The 16279-nt window shown below is 72.0% G+C and carries 13 protein-coding genes; 5 read left to right on the top strand and 8 right to left on the bottom strand.

Annotated elements, in window-relative coordinates:
• The first annotated feature begins 7 nt into the window (after positions 1 to 7).
• From N801_RS05220 to N801_RS05210, 3 genes are read left to right on the top strand one after another with little or no spacing between them, the layout of a single operon-like run.
• Complete coding sequence (locus tag N801_RS05220) at positions 8 to 943, top strand: ornithine cyclodeaminase (RefSeq protein WP_035933955.1); 936 nt, start codon at positions 8 to 10, stop codon at positions 941 to 943.
• 18 nt (positions 944 to 961) lie between these two features.
• Entirely contained in the window at positions 962 to 1762 is an 801-nt protein-coding gene (locus N801_RS05215) for a tyrosine-protein phosphatase (RefSeq protein WP_245618225.1), read from the top strand.
• Positions 1759 to 2319, top strand: coding sequence for an NUDIX hydrolase (locus tag N801_RS05210; protein WP_245618224.1), 561 nt, complete (start codon positions 1759 to 1761; stop codon positions 2317 to 2319). Before N801_RS05215 ends, N801_RS05210 begins: the two co-directional genes overlap by 4 nt.
• 42 nt (positions 2320 to 2361) lie before the next feature.
• Here the strand turns inward: N801_RS05210 and N801_RS05205 are convergent, their stop codons facing one another.
• From N801_RS05205 to lepA, 3 genes are all read right to left on the bottom strand, one after another.
• Complete coding sequence (locus tag N801_RS05205) at positions 2362 to 2802, bottom strand: nitroreductase family deazaflavin-dependent oxidoreductase (protein WP_035933953.1); 441 nt, start codon at positions 2800 to 2802, stop codon at positions 2362 to 2364.
• Entirely contained in the window at positions 2799 to 3263 is a 465-nt protein-coding gene (locus N801_RS05200) for a hotdog fold domain-containing protein (protein ID WP_035933950.1), read from the bottom strand. Before N801_RS05200 ends, N801_RS05205 begins: the two co-directional genes overlap by 4 nt.
• A gap of 151 nt (positions 3264 to 3414) precedes the next feature.
• Complete coding sequence (gene lepA, locus N801_RS05195) at positions 3415 to 5283, bottom strand: translation elongation factor 4 (protein ID WP_035933947.1); 1869 nt, start codon at positions 5281 to 5283, stop codon at positions 3415 to 3417.
• Between the two features lie 180 nt (positions 5284 to 5463).
• Between lepA and N801_RS05190 the strand changes: the two genes are divergently transcribed.
• Positions 5464 to 5892, top strand: a complete 429-nt coding sequence (locus tag N801_RS05190; RefSeq protein ID WP_035934306.1) for a type II toxin-antitoxin system PemK/MazF family toxin — start codon at positions 5464 to 5466, stop codon at positions 5890 to 5892.
• Between the two features lie 89 nt (positions 5893 to 5981).
• Here N801_RS05190 and rpsT read toward each other — a convergent pair whose 3' ends face one another.
• The 5 genes from rpsT to N801_RS05165 all read right to left on the bottom strand — a co-directional run bounded on the left by rpsT (position 5982) and on the right by N801_RS05165 (position 13515).
• Positions 5982 to 6242 (bottom strand): 30S ribosomal protein S20, encoded by a 261-nt coding sequence (rpsT, locus tag N801_RS05185; protein ID WP_035933937.1) that lies wholly within the window; start codon positions 6240 to 6242, stop codon positions 5982 to 5984.
• 224 nt (positions 6243 to 6466) lie between these two features.
• Positions 6467 to 7462: a DNA polymerase III subunit delta gene (holA, locus tag N801_RS05180; RefSeq protein WP_052112626.1), complete on the bottom strand. Its 996-nt coding sequence runs from the start codon at positions 7460 to 7462 to the stop codon at positions 6467 to 6469.
• A gap of 76 nt (positions 7463 to 7538) precedes the next feature.
• Complete coding sequence (locus tag N801_RS05175) at positions 7539 to 9824, bottom strand: ATP-dependent DNA helicase (protein ID WP_035934288.1); 2286 nt, start codon at positions 9822 to 9824, stop codon at positions 7539 to 7541.
• A gap of 179 nt (positions 9825 to 10003) precedes the next feature.
• Positions 10004 to 10798 carry an SDR family NAD(P)-dependent oxidoreductase gene (locus N801_RS05170; RefSeq protein WP_052112625.1) on the bottom strand — a complete coding sequence of 265 codons (795 nt, stop codon included), beginning with the start codon at positions 10796 to 10798 and terminating at the stop codon, positions 10004 to 10006.
• Positions 10795 to 13515 carry an MGH1-like glycoside hydrolase domain-containing protein gene (locus tag N801_RS05165; protein ID WP_035933930.1) on the bottom strand — a complete coding sequence of 907 codons (2721 nt, stop codon included), beginning with the start codon at positions 13513 to 13515 and terminating at the stop codon, positions 10795 to 10797. Before N801_RS05165 ends, N801_RS05170 begins: the two co-directional genes overlap by 4 nt.
• Positions 13516 to 13565: 50 nt before the next feature.
• Between N801_RS05165 and N801_RS05160 the strand changes: the two genes are divergently transcribed.
• Positions 13566 to 16160 carry a DEAD/DEAH box helicase gene (locus N801_RS05160; RefSeq protein WP_035933922.1) on the top strand — a complete coding sequence of 865 codons (2595 nt, stop codon included), beginning with the start codon at positions 13566 to 13568 and terminating at the stop codon, positions 16158 to 16160.
• Positions 16161 to 16279: the final 119 nt, after the last annotated feature.

The following is a 16279-nucleotide window of genomic DNA, read 5'->3' as shown; positions in this document are numbered from 1 at the left end:
GGCGCCCGTGCGCATCCTCACCGACGCCGACGTCCGGGCCTCACTCCCTCCCCTCGTGGAGGTGGTCGACCTCGTCGCGGACGCCCTCAGCGCCCTGGCCGAGGGTCGGGCGGACGTCCCGCCGAAGCCCACCGTGCGCACCTCCCCCGGCATGTTCGCCAATGCGATGCCGGCGGCCTACCCCGAGCGAAACCTGTTGGGCTGCAAGTGGATCAGCATCGTCCCGGACAACCCGGTGCGAGGACTGCCGACGGCCAACGGCGTCATGGTGGTCAACGACGGGACGACCGGGGAGCCACGCGCCCTCCTCCCCGCGGGCGAGCTCACGGCCGTGCGCACGGCGGCGGTGACCGGCGCCTGCATCCGAGCCCTGGCCGGGGACGGTCCCGTCGCGTTCCTCGGCGCCGGGACCCAGGCCCGCTCCCACCTGCGGGTGCTCGAGGCGCTCGGCCACACCGAGGTCCACGTCTGGGCACGTCGCGGGCGGGCCGTCGAGGACCTGGTGCGCGAGGCCGCGACGGTGGCACCCGGCATACGCGTCGTCCGGTCGTCGTCGCGCGAGGCCGCCGTCCGCGACAAGGCCGCGGTCGTCACCGGCCTGTCCATCGGGCTGACCGACATGGCGATCCCGGTGACGTGGCCGCGCGAGGACGCGCTCCTGCTGCCCATCGACTACGCGAGCTCGGTGGGCGCCGACCTCGCCGACACGGCGGTCCTCGCCGCGGACGACCCGCACCAGTTCGCCGCCGTGAGGGCGGTGCGCGGCAAGCTCGACGGCTACCCGACGCCGACGACGTGGACCGGCCACCTGCTGCACGCGCCCCGGCCGCCGGGACGCCTCGTCGTCCAGAACCTCGGCACCGGGATCACCGACCTCGTCGTCGCCGCCGCGGTGGCCGAGCGCGCCGAGGCGTCGGGCGCTGGCCAGGTCGTGGACATCTGAGCGACCTACGATGGCCCGGTGAGCGCGCACCGCAGTCCTGACGAGCCCCTGCCGGACCGCTGGGTGGAGCTGGAGGGGGTCGTCAACATGCGCGACGCGGGCGGCCTGCCGACCTTCGACGGCGCCACCATCCAGCCGCGACGACTGCTCCGCTCCGACAACCTCCAGGACCTCAGCCCGACCGACGTCCGCACGGTCGTCGAGGTCCTCGGCGTGAGCGACATCGTCGACCTGCGCAGCGACACGGAGGTGAGCACCGAGGGTCCCGGGCCGCTCTGGCACGTCGAGTCGCTGACCCACCACCACCACTCGCTCTTCGGCGAGGGTCGCGGCATCACCGCGGAGCAGGCGCTGGCGGTGCCCGACTCCTCGAACCGGCCGGTGCGCGACGCGACGTTCTGGTCTGAGCACTACCTCGGCTACCTCGCCACGCGGCCGGACTCGATCTCCGCGGCCCTCGACGTCGTGTCCCGCAGCCACGGCGCCACGGTGGTCCACTGCGCTGCTGGGAAGGACCGCACCGGCACCGTCGTGGCCCTGGCCCTCGACGCAGCGGGGGTCCCGCACGACGCGATCATCGAGGACTACGCCCTCTCCGCCGAACGGATCGAGCGGATCATCGCGCGCCTCATGCCGCGCAAGCTCTACGGCGCCGCTCTCAAGGCGCAGAGCGTCGCCGACCAGGCCCCGAGGCCGGAGACGATGAAGACGATCCTCGACACGGTGCAGAGCGAGTTTGGCGGCGCCGCCGGGTGGCTGCGCGAGCAGGGGTGGCAGGACTCCGACGTCGACCGGCTGCGGCACCGTCTGACCTCATGACTGCCGGAGCGGCGCTCCCCGCCCCCGTGCCGGACGACCGGCCCCGCAACCGGCGCCGCGCCATGCGCGTCCTCCTCGTCGACGGCGACGACCGGCTCCTCCTGTTCCGGGACAGCGACCCCGGCCTCGAGCCGGTGCCGGTCTTCTGGATCACCCCCGGCGGTGGCGTCGACCCCGGCGAGAGCGACGCGGGCGCCGCGATCCGGGAGATCGCCGAGGAGACCGGGCTCGCGATCGGTGCGGACGACCTGGTCGGGCCCCTCGCGGAGCGAGTCGTCGTGCACGGCTACAGCGACGTCGTGACGACCCAGGACGAGCTCTTCTGGTTCGTCCGCTGCGAGGCCTTCGACGTGTCGACGGCCGGGCACACCGAGGTCGAGCTGGCGACGATGACGGCACACCGCTGGTGGAGTCGCTCCGAGGTCGCACACGCCGCGGAGGACATCTGGCCGCGCGACCTCCTGCGGATCTGGGACCACGTGCCGACCGCAGGAGCTCGCCCCGACGAGCCCCTGGACCTCGGCGACGTCGACGAGTCGACGGTGTCCCCGGGTTGAGCCTCGCCGAGCAGGACCCCGGCCCGACCAGGGCTCAGCCCCCTAGCCCGCGTCGACCGGCTCGAGCACGAAGACCGGGATGAGCCGGTCGGTGTTGCGCTGGTACTCGGCGTAGTTCGGGAACGCCTCGACGCACCGCGGCCACCACTCCTCGCGCTCGTCACCCTCCAGCTCGCGCGCCCTCGCCACCCACGTGCGCGTCCCGTCCTGGAGCTCGATGACCGGGTGCTTGCGCAGGTTCGCGTACCACTTCGGGTGCTCGGGCGCGCCGCCCTTGCTCGCCACGGCGGCATACACCCCCTCGTGCTCCACCCGCATGAGCGGGACCTTGCGCACGGTGCCGGTCACGCCGTTCATCGTGAGCAGCACGACGGGCCGCCCGAGGATGTCGACGGACTCGGTGGTCCCGCTCTCCTCGATGGTCTCGACCTGCTTGCGCACCCAGGTGCTGGGGCTCGGGACGTACGTGCCGGTGATCGTCATGACTTCTTCCTATCACTCACGTAGATCGTGATGACGCCCTCGACCACGGTGGTCCCGTCCTCCCGGATGGCCCGGACCCGCACCGGCACGTCGCCGGGTTGCTCCCAGTCGGCCGGGTCGGTGTCTGCGGTGCAGAGCAGGTCGGTGGTCGACTTCGCGGTGTAGGCGACCTCCATGCCCTTGGGGATCCACCGGCGCCCGGGGGGCGTCGTCGCCTCGGCGAGCAGCCCCATCGCCGCCTCGAGGCCGTTGCACACGGCGATGGCGTGGACGGTGCCGATGTGATTCTGGACGGCGCGACGCTTGCGGATCGACAGCTCGGCGTGGTGCGGGCGCACCTCCCGTACCCGGGGCCGCACGGTCCAGAAGTACGGCGCCTTCTGGGCGAAGAGGAACGAGAACGCCGGCTTCCCCAGGGGCAGGGAGGTGAGCGTGCGGTACAGGCTGTAGGTGTCCGGCATACGCCGATGTTACTGCTCGGTATGCCGGCCGCTCACCGCCCGTGGCCACGCTCACCCGAGCAGGACGCGGAAATCGTCGTCCGTCCCGGTTGCAACCGGGACCGATGTCGATGTCCGGGCGCACGGCACCCCTGAACGACGGCGCCCCGACCTACTTCTTCTTCGTCTCGCCGTTGTCGTCCGACGACAGGGCGGCGATGAAGGCCTCCGGCGGGACCTCGACGGTGCCGATGTTCTTCATCCGCTTCTTGCCCGCCTTCTGCTTCTCGAGCAGCTTGCGCTTGCGGCTGATGTCCCCGCCGTAGCACTTGGCGAGGACGTCCTTGCGGATCGCCCGGATGTTCTCGCGGGCGATGACCCGGGCGCCGATGGCGGCCTGGATCGGCACCTCGAACTGCTGGCGCGGGATGAGCTCCTTGAGCTTGCCGGCCATCATGTTGCCGTAGGCGTACGCCTTGTCCTTGTGGACGACCGAGCTGAACGCGTCGACGTTCTCGCCCTGCAGGAGGATGTCGACCTTGACGAGGTCGGCGACCTGGTCCCCGGCCTCCTGGTAGTCGAGCGAGGCGTAGCCGCGGGTGCGCGACTTGAGCTGGTCGAAGAAGTCGAAGACGACCTCGGCCAGGGGCAACGTGTAGCGCAGCTCGACCCGGTCCTCGGACAGGTAGTCCATGCCGAGGAGCTGGCCGCGCTTGCCCTGGCAGAGCTCCATGATCGCGCCGATGAACTCGCTCGGCGCGAGGATCGTCGACTTGACGACCGGCTCGCGCACCTCGGCGACCTTGCCGTAGGGGAACTCGCTCGGGTTGGTCACGACGATGACCGAGCCGTCGTCCATGGTCACGTCGTAGACGACGTTGGGCTGGGTCGAGATGAGGTCGAGGTCGAACTCGCGCTCGAGCCGCTCCCGGACGATCTCGAGGTGGAGCAGGCCGAGGAAGCCGCAGCGGAACCCGAACCCCAGGGCGACCGACGTCTCGGGCTCGTAGACGAGCGCCGCGTCGTTGAGCTTGAGCTTGTCGAGGGCGTCGCGCAGGATCGGGTAGTCGGAGCCGTCGATCGGGAAGAGCCCGGAGAAGACCATGGGCTTGGGGTCGCGGTAGCCACCGAGGTCCGTGGCCGCCGGCTTGCGCTCGTTGGTGACGGTGTCACCGACACGCGACTGCCGGACGTCCTTGACGCCGGTGATGAGGTAGCCGACCTCTCCGACCCCGAGGCCCTTGCCGGGCACCGGCTCCGGGCTGATGACCCCGATCTCGAGCAGCTCGTGCGTCGCCCGGGTCGACATCATGATGATCTTCTCGCGCGGGTTGAGGTTGCCGTCGACCACGCGCACGTAGGTGACGACGCCGCGGTAGGTGTCGTAGACGGAGTCGAAGATCATGGCGCGCGCCGGGGCGTCCGGGTCGCCGACGGGGTGCGGGATCTGCCGGACGATCTCGTCGAGCAGCGGCTCGACGCCGACGCCGGTCTTGCCCGAGACCCTGAGGCAGTCCTCGGGCTCGCAGCCGATGAGCTTGGCGAGCTCCTCGGCGTACTTCTCCGGCTGGGCCGCCGGCAGGTCGATCTTGTTGAGCACCGGGATGATCGTGAGGTCGTTCTCCATCGCCAGGTAGAGGTTGGCGAGCGTCTGCGCCTCGATCCCCTGGGCCGCGTCGACGAGGAGCACCGCACCCTCGGACGCGGCGAGCGAGCGCGACACCTCGTAGGTGAAGTCGACGTGGCCGGGGGTGTCGATCATGTTGAGGATGTAGTCGCCGCTCGTGCCGTCGGCGCCGACGCTCTCCCACGGCATCCGGACCGCCTGGCTCTTGATCGTGATGCCGCGCTCGCGCTCGATGTCCATGCGGTCGAGGTACTGAGCACGCGCCCGGCGGTCGTCGACGACCCCGGTGATGCCGAGCATGCGGTCGGCAAGGGTCGACTTGCCGTGGTCGATGTGGGCGATGATGCAGAAGTTGCGGATCGCCTCCGGCGGCGTGGCGTGCGGCTGCAGCGCGGTGCGGGCACGGGGAGACACAGTCGCTCAAGTCCTCGGGAAGGCGGAAACAGATCCCGGACAGTCTCCCACGGCCCGGCAGCGCGTCCGAACCGGCGCACGGGCGCACGGGCGCACGGCGCACGGCGCAGGGGACGGCGCGCGGTGACCCGCTTGCGCGGGGCGGCGCGCTCGCCCGGGCCTGGACGTAGCGTGGCGGCCATGGCTTCCCCACCCGGCGACTTCCTCGGACCGCTCGACCCGGCATACGCCCCCGACCCGGACGGAGACCCGGACCCGGGCGAGGTCGTGTGGGCGGAGGTGCCCTACGAGGACGACCCCCGCCAGGGCAAGGACCGGCCGGTGCTCGTCGTCGGCGACGACGGGCCGTGGCTGCTCGGGATGTACCTCACGAGCAAGGACCACGACCGCGACCACGAGCAGGAGCGGCGTGCGGGGCGCCTCTGGGTCGACGTCGGGCCGGGCGGCTGGGACAGCAAGGGCCGCCCGTCGGAGGTGCGGGTCAACCGGGTCGTGCGGGTCGACCCGGCCACGGTGCGGCGCGAGGGGGCCGTGCTCGCCCGGGACCGCTGGGACGAGGTCATGGCCGCGTGGGCCCCCGTGTCGCGGGGTCGCGCCGGCCGGGGCTGAGGGCGGCGCGCCCACCCCGGGGACGACGAAGCGCGCCCCGGTTCGAGAACCGGTGGCGCGCTACGGACGTGGTGCGGGTCGCGGACGACTCAGAGGCTGGACGCCTTCTTGGCCATCGCCGACTTCTTGTTGGCCGCGCTGTTCTTGTGCAGGACGCCCTTGCTGACGGCCTTGTCGAGCTTGGTGGAGGCCGCCTTGAGGGCGTCCTTCGCCTCGTCGGCCTTGCCGGCGTCGGCGAGCGAGCGGAACTTGCGGACCGCCGTGCGCACGTCGGACTTGACCGCCTTGTTGCGCTCGGTCGCGACCTTGTTGGTCTTGATGCGCTTGAGCTGGGACTTGATGTTTGCCACGAAGTGAGACTTTCTGAGAGGTCGGTGGTTGCCGTAGAGGGCGGCAGTCGCAGCTCGGGACCGGGAGTGGGGACGCCCTTGCGTGAACCGCGACTGGGTGGTGCAACGTGCGCGCACGACCTGAGCGCGCACGCAAGGAGCAAAACTACCAGCGGGGCGGCCCCCCACGCAAAACGCCGGTATGCCGGTCCACACAGACCGTGGTACCCGCGCTCCGATGCCGCTCAGCCGTCACCGGCGGCCTTCTCGCGCGTGATCGTCAGGACGGCGCGTTCGACGGCGTAGACCGGGTCGCGGCCACCGCCCTTGACCTCGAAGTCGGCAGCAGCGACGGCGCGCAGCGACCGGGCGAGGCCCTCGGCGGTCCAGCCACCCAGCGAGCGCCGCGCCTTGTCGACCTGCCACGGGGCCATGCCGAGGTCGCGGGCGAGGTCGGCGGAGCGGCCGCGACCGGCCGAGCCGACCCTGATGAGCTGGCGGATCTGCTGGGCGAGCACGGCGACGATCGGGACGGGGTCGACCCCGACGGCGATCGCGTGGCGGAGCAGGCGCAGGGCCTCCCCCGCGTCGCCGGCCACCGCGGCGTCGGCGACCTTGAAGCCGGTGGCCTCGACCTTGCCCCCGTGGTAGGTCAGGACGACCTGCTCGTCGATCGTGCCGGTCGTGTCGGCGACGAGCTGGTGGCAGGCGGAGGCGAGCTCGCGCAGGTCCTTGCCGATGGCGTCCACGAGCGCCTGGACGGCCTCGCCGGTCGCGCGGCGCCTGGCCCGACGGAACTCGTTCATCGCGAAGTCGGCCTTGTCGCGGTCGGACTTGATCGCCGGGGCGTCGATGACGCGGGCGCGCGCCTTCTTGAGGGTGTCGAGGACCTTCTTGCCACGGTTGCCGCCCTTGTGGACGACGACGAGCGTGACGTCCTCGGGCGGAGACGCCAGGTAGTCGAGCAGGTCCTGCTGCAGCTCGTCCGTGGCCTCGTCGAGGTCGTGGACGACGACGGCCTTGTCGCCACCGAACAGCGACGGGCTCGCGTGCACCATGAGCTCACCCGGCTGGTAGGCGGCAGCGTAGAGGCGGATGACCTCGACGTCGGGGGTGCGCTCACGGACGGCCTCGAGGACCTCGGCCAGGCCACGCTCGGCGAGCACCTGCTCGGGGCCGGTGATGAGCACCAGCGGCGGCACGCGGCGCTGCACCTCGACGAGATCGCTCACGGCTCCCACTCTGCCACGACGGTGCGACGGCGGCTTCGCCACCACAGGAGGGCCCAGGGCCGAGAGGCCCCCGGGGGGCGGGGCCCTAGTCGAGGTCGAGCATCGACCCGCTGCCGGGCTCGAGGCCCAGGCCCTCGAGCCGGGCGGCGATGACCTCGCTGGGCAGCTCGAGCGACTCGCTGAGCTCCTCGAGGTCGAGCCCGAGCTCCACCCCGTCGCGCAGCTCCTCGTCCTCCTCCGCCGTCCAGGCGTGCCCCTGCGTCACGGCGGTCCGGGCGGCGGGAGCCGGCGGCGGCGCGGTGGCCACCGGGCGGGTGTCGGTCGCGTCGACCGCACCGGTCGTCTCGGCGTCGCCCATGGCGGTTCCCCTGACGGCGCCGGTGAGGCCTCGCAGCGCCGGCTCGGCGACGTCCTCGGGAGGAGGCGCCGTCTCGTCGAGGCGCTTGAGCGCGTTGAGGACGAGGGCGCGGTCGGACGTCGGCCAGAAGGGCGGCAGCGAGCGCTGGAGGAACCCGGCATACCGGGCACTCATCATGCGGGAGTCGAGGAAGGCGACGACGCCGCGGTCGTCGCCACGGCGGATGAGGCGCCCGGCACCCTGCGCGAGCCGCAGCGCGGCGTGCGTCGCCGAGACGGCCATGAAGCCGTTGCCGCCCATCCGCGCGATCGCCTGCGAGCGCGCCGACGCGAGCGGGTCGTCGGGGCGGGGGAACGGGATGCGGTCGATGATGACGAGCTGGCAGGACGACCCGGGGACGTCGACCCCCTGCCACAGGCTGAGCGTGCCGAACAGGCAGGTGCGCGGGTCCCGGGCGAACTGCCGGACGAGGGTCGAGATCTGGTCCTCGCCCTGGCAGAGCACGGCGACCTCGCCGTCCGTGGAGGGATCGGCCGCCAGTCGTTGACGGAGTTCGTCGGTGGCCGCACGGGCGGCGCGCATGGACGAGAACAACCCGAGGGTGCGCCCGCCCGCCGCCCGGACCAGGGCCTCGATCTCGTCGAACATCTCCGGTGAGGCGCCGTCACGACCGGGAGGCGGGAGGTGCTTGGCGACGTAGGCGATGCCCTGCTGCGGGTAGTCGAACGGGCTGCCGACGTCGAGGCCGGTCCACGTCGGCGCGCCCTCGCCGCGCAGGCCGATCGTGCCGGCCACGGCGTCGAACGTCCCGCCGAGCTCGAGGGTGGCGGAGGTGAGGATGACCGTGCGGTCCTCGAAGACCTTGTCGCGCACCAGCATCGCGACACTCATCGGCGCGACCCGCAGGACGCTCCCGCGCCGCGGGTCCTTGTTCACCCAGACGACGTCGAGCTCGCGCTGCTCGAGCACGCGCGAGGCGTTGTCGTGGAGCTCCTCGACCGCGGCCCGGGCGACCTGGCGCGCACCGTCGACCTCCTGGCCGGGGGGTGGCTTGAGCTCGGTGGTGACCTGCCGGGTGGTGTCGCGCAGACGGGCGAGGGCGAGCCCGAGGTTGTCGGGGATGCCGGTCAGCCGACCCTCGGGGAGCTCGTCGAGGACGGACTCGAGGAACGTGCCGGCGTCGTCGATGCTCTCGCTGGACTCGGCCTGACGGCCGGCCCGCTTCGCGGCGGCCCGGGCCATGCCGGGGGTGACCTCGTCGGTGATCGTCGCGGTGACCCGGTCGACGAGCTCGTGCGCCTCGTCGACGACGAGGACGTCGTGCTCGGGGAGCATCTGGCGGCCCTCGAACGCGTCGATGGCCATGAACGAGTGGTTGGTGACGATGACGTCGACGCCCTTGGCCGCCTCGCGGGAGCGCTCCACGAAGCACTCGGCCACCATCGGGCACCTGCCGCCGAGGCACTCGTGGGCACTGACCGACACCTGTCGCCACGCGCGCTCCGAGACCCCGGGCACGAGCTCGTCGCGGTCACCCGACTCGGTCTCGTCGGCCCACTCGCGCAGGCGCACGACCTCCTTGCCGAGCCAGCCGGCCTGCTGGTCGACGTCGCCGACCCCGAACAGGCCCTCCTCGTCGTCGGGGAAGCCGCCCTCGAGCTTGTGCGTGCAGAGGTAGTTGCGCCGCCCCTTGACGATCGCGTAGGTCGGTCGCCGTCCGAGCAGCGGCGCCAGCGAGTCGGCGACCCGGGGCATGTCGCGGTCGACGATCTGGGCCTGCAGGGCGAGCGTGGCGGTCGCGACGACCGCGGGCTTGCCGACCTCCATGGCGTGCTGGACCGCCGGGACGAGGTAGGCGAGGGACTTGCCGGTGCCGGTGCCGGCCTGCACGAGGAGGTGCTCACCCGAGTCGACGGCGTGCGCCACGGCCTTGGCCATGCTCACCTGGCCGGGTCGCTCGCTCCCCTTGACACCGCTGACCGCGGCCGCGAGGAGGTCGTCGAGGGTCGGCACCGACACAGGGTATGCCGTCCCGCCGACTCCCGAGGCGCCCCCTCCACAGGTGCGCCGCCCGGCGCGAGAGCGGGCACCCGGCACGGCGGGCACCCGGCATACCGGCGTGTCCCCGTGCCCAACTCGCCAATTCCCCCGTTGGGCCCGCGACACGCCGAACCCCACCCTGAACCGGACGCTCAGACGGCACCCGGCTGCTGCATCAGCCCGCCGTCGGCCATGACCGTCGTCGCGGTCACGTAGGAGGCCGCGTCGCTCGCGACGAAGCACACCAGCGCGCCCACCTCCTCCGGCGTGCCGATCCGGCCGAGCGGGATCGCCGCCTCGAGGGCCCGGGTCTCGGCCGGCGTGTCCTCGGCGTTGATCGGGGTGCGGATCGCGCCCGGGCCGACGGCGACGACGCGGATGCCGTCCGGTCCCAGCTCGACACCGGCGGTGCGGGTGAGCATGCGCATCCCGCCCTTGGAGATGCAGTAGGCGAGGTCGCTCGGCATCGGCCAGTCCTCGTGCGTCGACGAGATGTTGACGACGACCCCGCCGCCGCCCTGCGCCCGCATCTGCTCGGCCGCCAGCTTGGTGCCGAACACCGCGCCCTTGAGGTTGATCCCCATGAGGAGGTCGTACTTCTCCTCGGTGAGCGTGGCCAGCGTCTCCTCGAACTCGACCCCGGCGTTGTTGACCATGACGTCGAGCCGGCCGAAGGCCTCGACCGTCGTGCTGACGAGCCGCCGCAGGTCGGCGACGATGCTGACGTCGGCCTCGCACCCGACGGCCTCACCGCCGGCGGCCTCGATGTCCCTGATGATCGCGTCGGTGTCCTCGGGACGCGAGACGTAGTCGATGACGACCCTGGCGCCCTGGGCGGCCGCCGCCCGGACGATCCCCTCGCCGATCCCGCTGTTGCCCCCGGTGACGACGACGACCCTGCCCTCCAGGGGACGGGCGGGGGTGGGGGGCAGCGGGGCCGTCGTCATGGGTCGATCTCCTTGCGTAGGTCCTCGGGACTGGTGCAGATGAGGTGCGCGACCAGGGCCGTCCAGCCGCACTGGTGCGACGCGCCCAGTCCGGTCCCGTCGTCGCCGTTGAAGTGCTCGCTGAACGTCGGGTGGACGTCCCACAGCGGGCCGGCCGGGTGCTCGCGCGGGGTACCGGGACGGCGGCCGTCCGCCCGCGGCAGGAAGAGCGAGATCAGGCGTCCGCGGACGGCGATCGCCGCCTCCTCCAGCGAGATCCGGTGGCCTGAGCCGGTCGGGAACTCGACGACGAGGTCTCCGTCGGCACCCTCGGCCATGACGAGGAGCGCGTCGAGGACGAGCACGTTGGTCGGGAACCAGACCGGACCGCGCCAGTTCGAGTTGCCGCCGAACATGCCGCTCGAGGACTCCCCCGGGTCGTACTGGATGCGGACCGAGGTGTCACCGACGGCGATCTCGGCGCCTCCGCGGTAGGACGCCGACAGGGAGCGGATGCCGTGCGGCGACAGGAACTCCTCCTCGTCGAAGAGGCGTCGCAGGATCGCCTCGAGCCGCGGGCGGACCACCGGCGTGAGGCTGTTGTGGACGACGTCGCCGTCCTGGCTGTGCAGCAGCGAGTCGGTGAGGTCGGGCCGCCGGTCCTGGAGCCAACGCAGCCGGGAGGTGAAGTCGGTGAGCTCCTCGAACGCCCACGCCGGCACGTTGGCCACCGCGATGAGCGGCAGCAGCCCGACGAGCGAGCGGACCCGGACGGGCGCGCCGTGGCCGTCCCCGTCGACGAGGACGTCGTAGAAGAACTCGTCGGTCTCGTCCCACAGGGACACCCCCTCCGTGCCGAACGTCTCCATCGCCTCGGCGATCGAGAAGAAGTGCTCGAGGAAGGTCGTCGCGAGCCCGTCCCAGTCACGGTCGCCACGGCTCAGCTCGAGCGCGATCCGCAGCATCTGCAGGCAGGTGAACGCCATCCAGCTCGTCGCGTCGGACTGCTCGAGCCGCCACCCGTCCGGCACCTCGCGCGACCGGTCGAAGACGCTGATGTTGTCCATCCCGAGGAAGCCGCCCTCGAAGAGGTTCGAGCCGTCGGAGTCCTTGCGGTTGAGCCACCACGAGAAGTTGAAGAGCAGCTTGGTGAACACCCGGATGAGGAAGCCGCGGTCGCGCGAGCCGTCGAGGACGTAGACGTGCCACGCGGCCCACGCGTGGACGGGCGGGTTGACGTCGCCGAACGACCACTCGTATGCCGGCAGCTGGCCGTTGGGGTGCTGGCTCCACTCGCGGCACATGAGGAGGAGCTGGTTCTTCGCGAACTGCGGGTCCATGTGGGCGATGGCGACGGTGTGGAAGGCGAGGTCCCACGCCGCGAACCACGGGTACTCCCACTCGTCCGGCATCGAGATGATGTCGGCGAGGGCGAGGTGTGACCAAGAGGTGTTGCGGCCCAACGGTTCTCGGGCGAGCCGGGAGTCCGGGGGCGGCGGGCCGGCGGGGTCGCCCTCGAGCCACTCGCGGACGTCGTAGCGGTAGAGCTGCTTGCACCAGTTGAGCCCCGCGAACGCCCTCCGGGCGACGTGGCGCTCCTCGTCGCCGACGTGGTCCGGGATGACGGAGGCATAGAAGCGGTCGGCCTCGGTCCGGCGGGCGGCGAGCACGCCGTCGAAGCCGGCGCCGAAGGGGTCGCCGAGGGGGTCGACCTCGTCCACGCCGCCGACCCAGTCGTCGTCGTGCAGGCGCAGCCGGATCCGCACGGTCGCACCCGGGGCGACCGCGTCGAAGTGGTAGCGCAGCGCCACCTTGGTCCCGCGGCCGTCGGTGGCGAGCAGGCTCGGGTCGGCGTGGACGACGGCCCGGTCGACCGCGTCCTTGGGGTGCTCGCTCAGGCTCGTGCCCTCGCCGAAGACGGCCTCGACGTGGGTCTCGTTGTCGCAGACGAGCACCTCGGGCAACCCCTCGGCGACGAGGCGGACGACGCCGAGGTGGTCGTGCGTCGCCCGCAGCGCGACCGTTCCCGGGACGGTGGACTCCACGACCTCGATGACCGGCGTGCGGTCGTCACGGCCCCACGCCCAGGTGTTGCGGAACCACAGCTGCGGCACGAGGTCGAGCGGCGCAGCCTCCGGCCCGTGGTTCGTCGCCTCGACGACGACACAGAGGTCCCCGGGAGCCGCCTTCGCGTGGGTCGTCACCACGTCGAAGAAGCGGTCCTCGTCCAGCGCGCCGGTGTCGAAGAGCTGGAACTCGGGCACGTCGTGGCCGCGCGCCGCGCTCTCCTCGCGCAGTGCGGCATACGGGAACGCCGCCTGCGGGTAGCGGTAGAGGTACTGCGCCCAGCTGTGCGTGGGTGTGGCGTCGAGGTGCCACCAGTACTCCTTGGCGTCCTCGCCGTGGTTGCCCTCCCCGTTGGTGAGCCCGAACAGCCGCTCCTTGAGCCGGTCGTCCTGCCCGTTCCACATGGCGACCGCGAGGTTGAGGAAGCCGTAGCGGTCACACACCCCCGCGATGCCGTCCTCGCCCCACCGGTAGGCCCGGGCGTGCGCGTGGTCGAACGGGAAGAACGCCCAGGCGTCGCCGTCGGCGGAGTAGTCCTCACGCACGGTCCCCCACTGCCGGCCCGAGACGAAGGGCCCCCAGGCACGCCAGACGTCGCCGTCGTGGGGGGAGTCGCGCAGGCGCTGGTGCTCCTCGGTCACGGGGCGCCCCTCGGGCTCGACCGACGTCATGGCCCCACCTTCGCACGGTGGGGCCCTGCAGCAGTGGGAGGATGCAGGCGATGACTTCACACCCGTTGGCCGACCGCGCACTGGGTTCCGTGACCACCGACGCCGACGAGCTGTATGCCGTCTTCACCGGTTGGGCGCAGGACTCCGGCATCGCCCTGTACCCCCACCAGGACGAGGCCGTGATCGAGGTCGTCACGGGACGCCACGTCGTGCTCGCCACCCCCACCGGCTCTGGCAAGTCCCTCGTCGGTGTCGCGGCCCACTTCGCCGCCCTCGCCGGCGACCGGGTCAGCTTCTACACCGCGCCCATCAAGGCCCTCGTCAACGAGAAGTTCTTCGCGCTCTGCGAGGTCTTCGGTGCCGAGAACGTCGGCCTGCTCACCGGCGACGCCGCGGTCAACGCCGACGCCCCGATCATCTGCTGCACCGCCGAGGTGCTCGCCAACATCGCTCTGCGAGAAGGCTCGTCGGCGGACGTCGGCATGGTGGTCATGGACGAGTTCCACTACTACGCCGACGGGCAGCGCGGGTGGGCGTGGCAGGTGCCGCTGCTGGAGCTGCCGCAGGCACAGTTCCTGCTCATGTCGGCGACGCTCGGCGACATGGCGCGCATCACCGAGGACCTCACCCGGCGCACCGGGCGGGACGTGTCGGTCGTCACGACGGCCGAACGGCCGGTTCCGCTGTCGTTCGCGTGGTCGCTGACGCCCCTCGCCGAGACGGTCGAGGAGATCGTCACGACGCACCAGGCGCCGGTCTACGTCGTCCACCCCACGCAGCAGCTCGCCGCGGAGCACGCGGCGTCGCTGACGAACCTCCGGCTGCTCACCGCCGACGAGAAGGCGCAGATCGCGGACCGCCTCGCGACCGTGCGCTTCGCCGCCGGCTTCGGACGGACCCTGTCCGGCCTGCTGCGCCGCGGCATCGGCGTCCACCACGCCGGGCTGCTCCCCCGCTACCGCCGGATCGTCGAGCAGCTCGCCCAGGCGGGGCTGCTCAAGGTCATCGCGGGGACCGACACCCTCGGCGTCGGCATCAACGTCCCGATCCGCACCGTCCTGTTCACCGGACTGGCGAAGTTCGACGGCCAGCGGGACCGGATCTTCCGCTCGCGTGAGTTCCACCAGATCGCCGGGCGGGCCGGGCGGGCCGGCTTCGACACGAGCGGCTCGGTCGTCGTGCAGGCACCCCCGCACGTCATCGAGAACGAGCGCAACATCGCCAAGGCGGGCGACGACCCCAAGAAGCTGCGCAAGGTCCAGCGCCGCAAGGCCCCGGAGGGCTCGATCGTGTGGACCGAGCAGACGTTCGACAAGCTCGTCGCCAGCGAGCCCGAGGCACTGACGCCCCGGATGCGGATGGACAACTCGATGCTGCTCGCCCTCATGGCCCGGCCCGGCGACCCGGTGGCCGCGGTCAGCCGGCTCACCCGCGACAACCACGAGAGCCTCGCGGGGCAGGCTCGGCTCGCCCGCCGGGCGATCCACCTCGGGCGGTCCCTGCTCGACTCGGGCGTCATCGTCCGCCTCCCCGAGCCCGGTCCGGACGGCCGCACCGTCGACCTCACCGTCGACCTGCCGGCGGACTTCGCGCTCAACCAGCCGTTGGCGCACTTCGCCCTGGCGGCCTTCGACCTGCTCGACCCGGACTCCCCCACCCGCGCCCTCGACACCGTGTCCATCGTCGAGGCGGTGCTCGACTCACCCCGCCCGGTCCTGCGCGCCCAGCAGTGGTCCGCCCGCGGCGAGCGGATCGCCGAGCTCAAGGCGGAGGGCGTCGAGTACGACGAGCGCACGGCCATCGTCGAGGAGATCACCTGGCCGCGCCCGCTCCTCGACCTGCTGGAGCCGGCATACGAGACCTACCGGCAGACCCACCCGTGGCTCCGGGACGACGCCCTCGACCCCAAGAGCATCGTCCGCGAGATGTGGGAGCAGGCGATGAGCTTCGGCGACCTCATCCGCCGCTACGGCCTCACCCGCTCGGAGGGTGTGGTGCTGCGCTACCTCTCCGACGCCTATCGCACGCTGCGCCAGACCGTCCCGGACTCCCACCGGGGTGAGGAGCTCGACACCCTCATCGACTGGCTCGGGGAGACGATCCGCCAGACCGACTCCTCGCTCATCGACGAGTGGGCGGCACTCACCGACCCCGAGTCGGTGCGCAACGCGGTCGCCGCCCACGGCGAGGCGCCGCCGCCGCCGCGACCGGTCACGGCCAACGAGCGGGCGTTCCGGGCCATGGTGCGGCAGGCGATGTGGCGTCGGGCCGAGCTCGCGTCGCTCGACGACATCGAGGCGCTCGCCCGGCTCGAGGTGTCGTCGGTGGTCGTGCCCGAGGACGGCCGATCCGTCGTCATGGACCTCGGCGCGTGGGACGCCGCGCTCGGTGCGTACTGGGACGAGCACGGCTCGATCGGCGTCGATGCCGACGCGCGCGGACCCTCGCTGCTCCAGGTCGAGCCGGCCAAGGACCACGTCCCCGGTCTGGACGACGACGAGGAGCACCGCATCTGGCGGGTCCGGCAGGTGCTCGCCGACCCGGCCGACGACCGCGACTGGGTCATCGAGGCCGTCGTCGACCTCGACGCGAGCGACGCCGCCGGCGAGCTCGTCCTCGTGACCACCGGCCTCCGCCGCCTCTGACCCCACCCCACACCCCGACCCTCACCCCCGGGTCCCGTGCCGAACTCGCCAATTCCCCCGTTGGGCACACGGCGTGTCGCGGACCGAGTGGGGGAATTGGCGAGTTCGGCACCAAGCGG

Source organism: Knoellia aerolata DSM 18566, assembly GCF_000768695.1.
Classification (GTDB): Bacteria; Actinomycetota; Actinomycetes; order Actinomycetales; family Dermatophilaceae; genus Knoellia; species Knoellia aerolata.
Note: the sequence above shows the minus strand (reverse complement) of the source record. Positions and strands in the feature narration are given on the sequence as shown.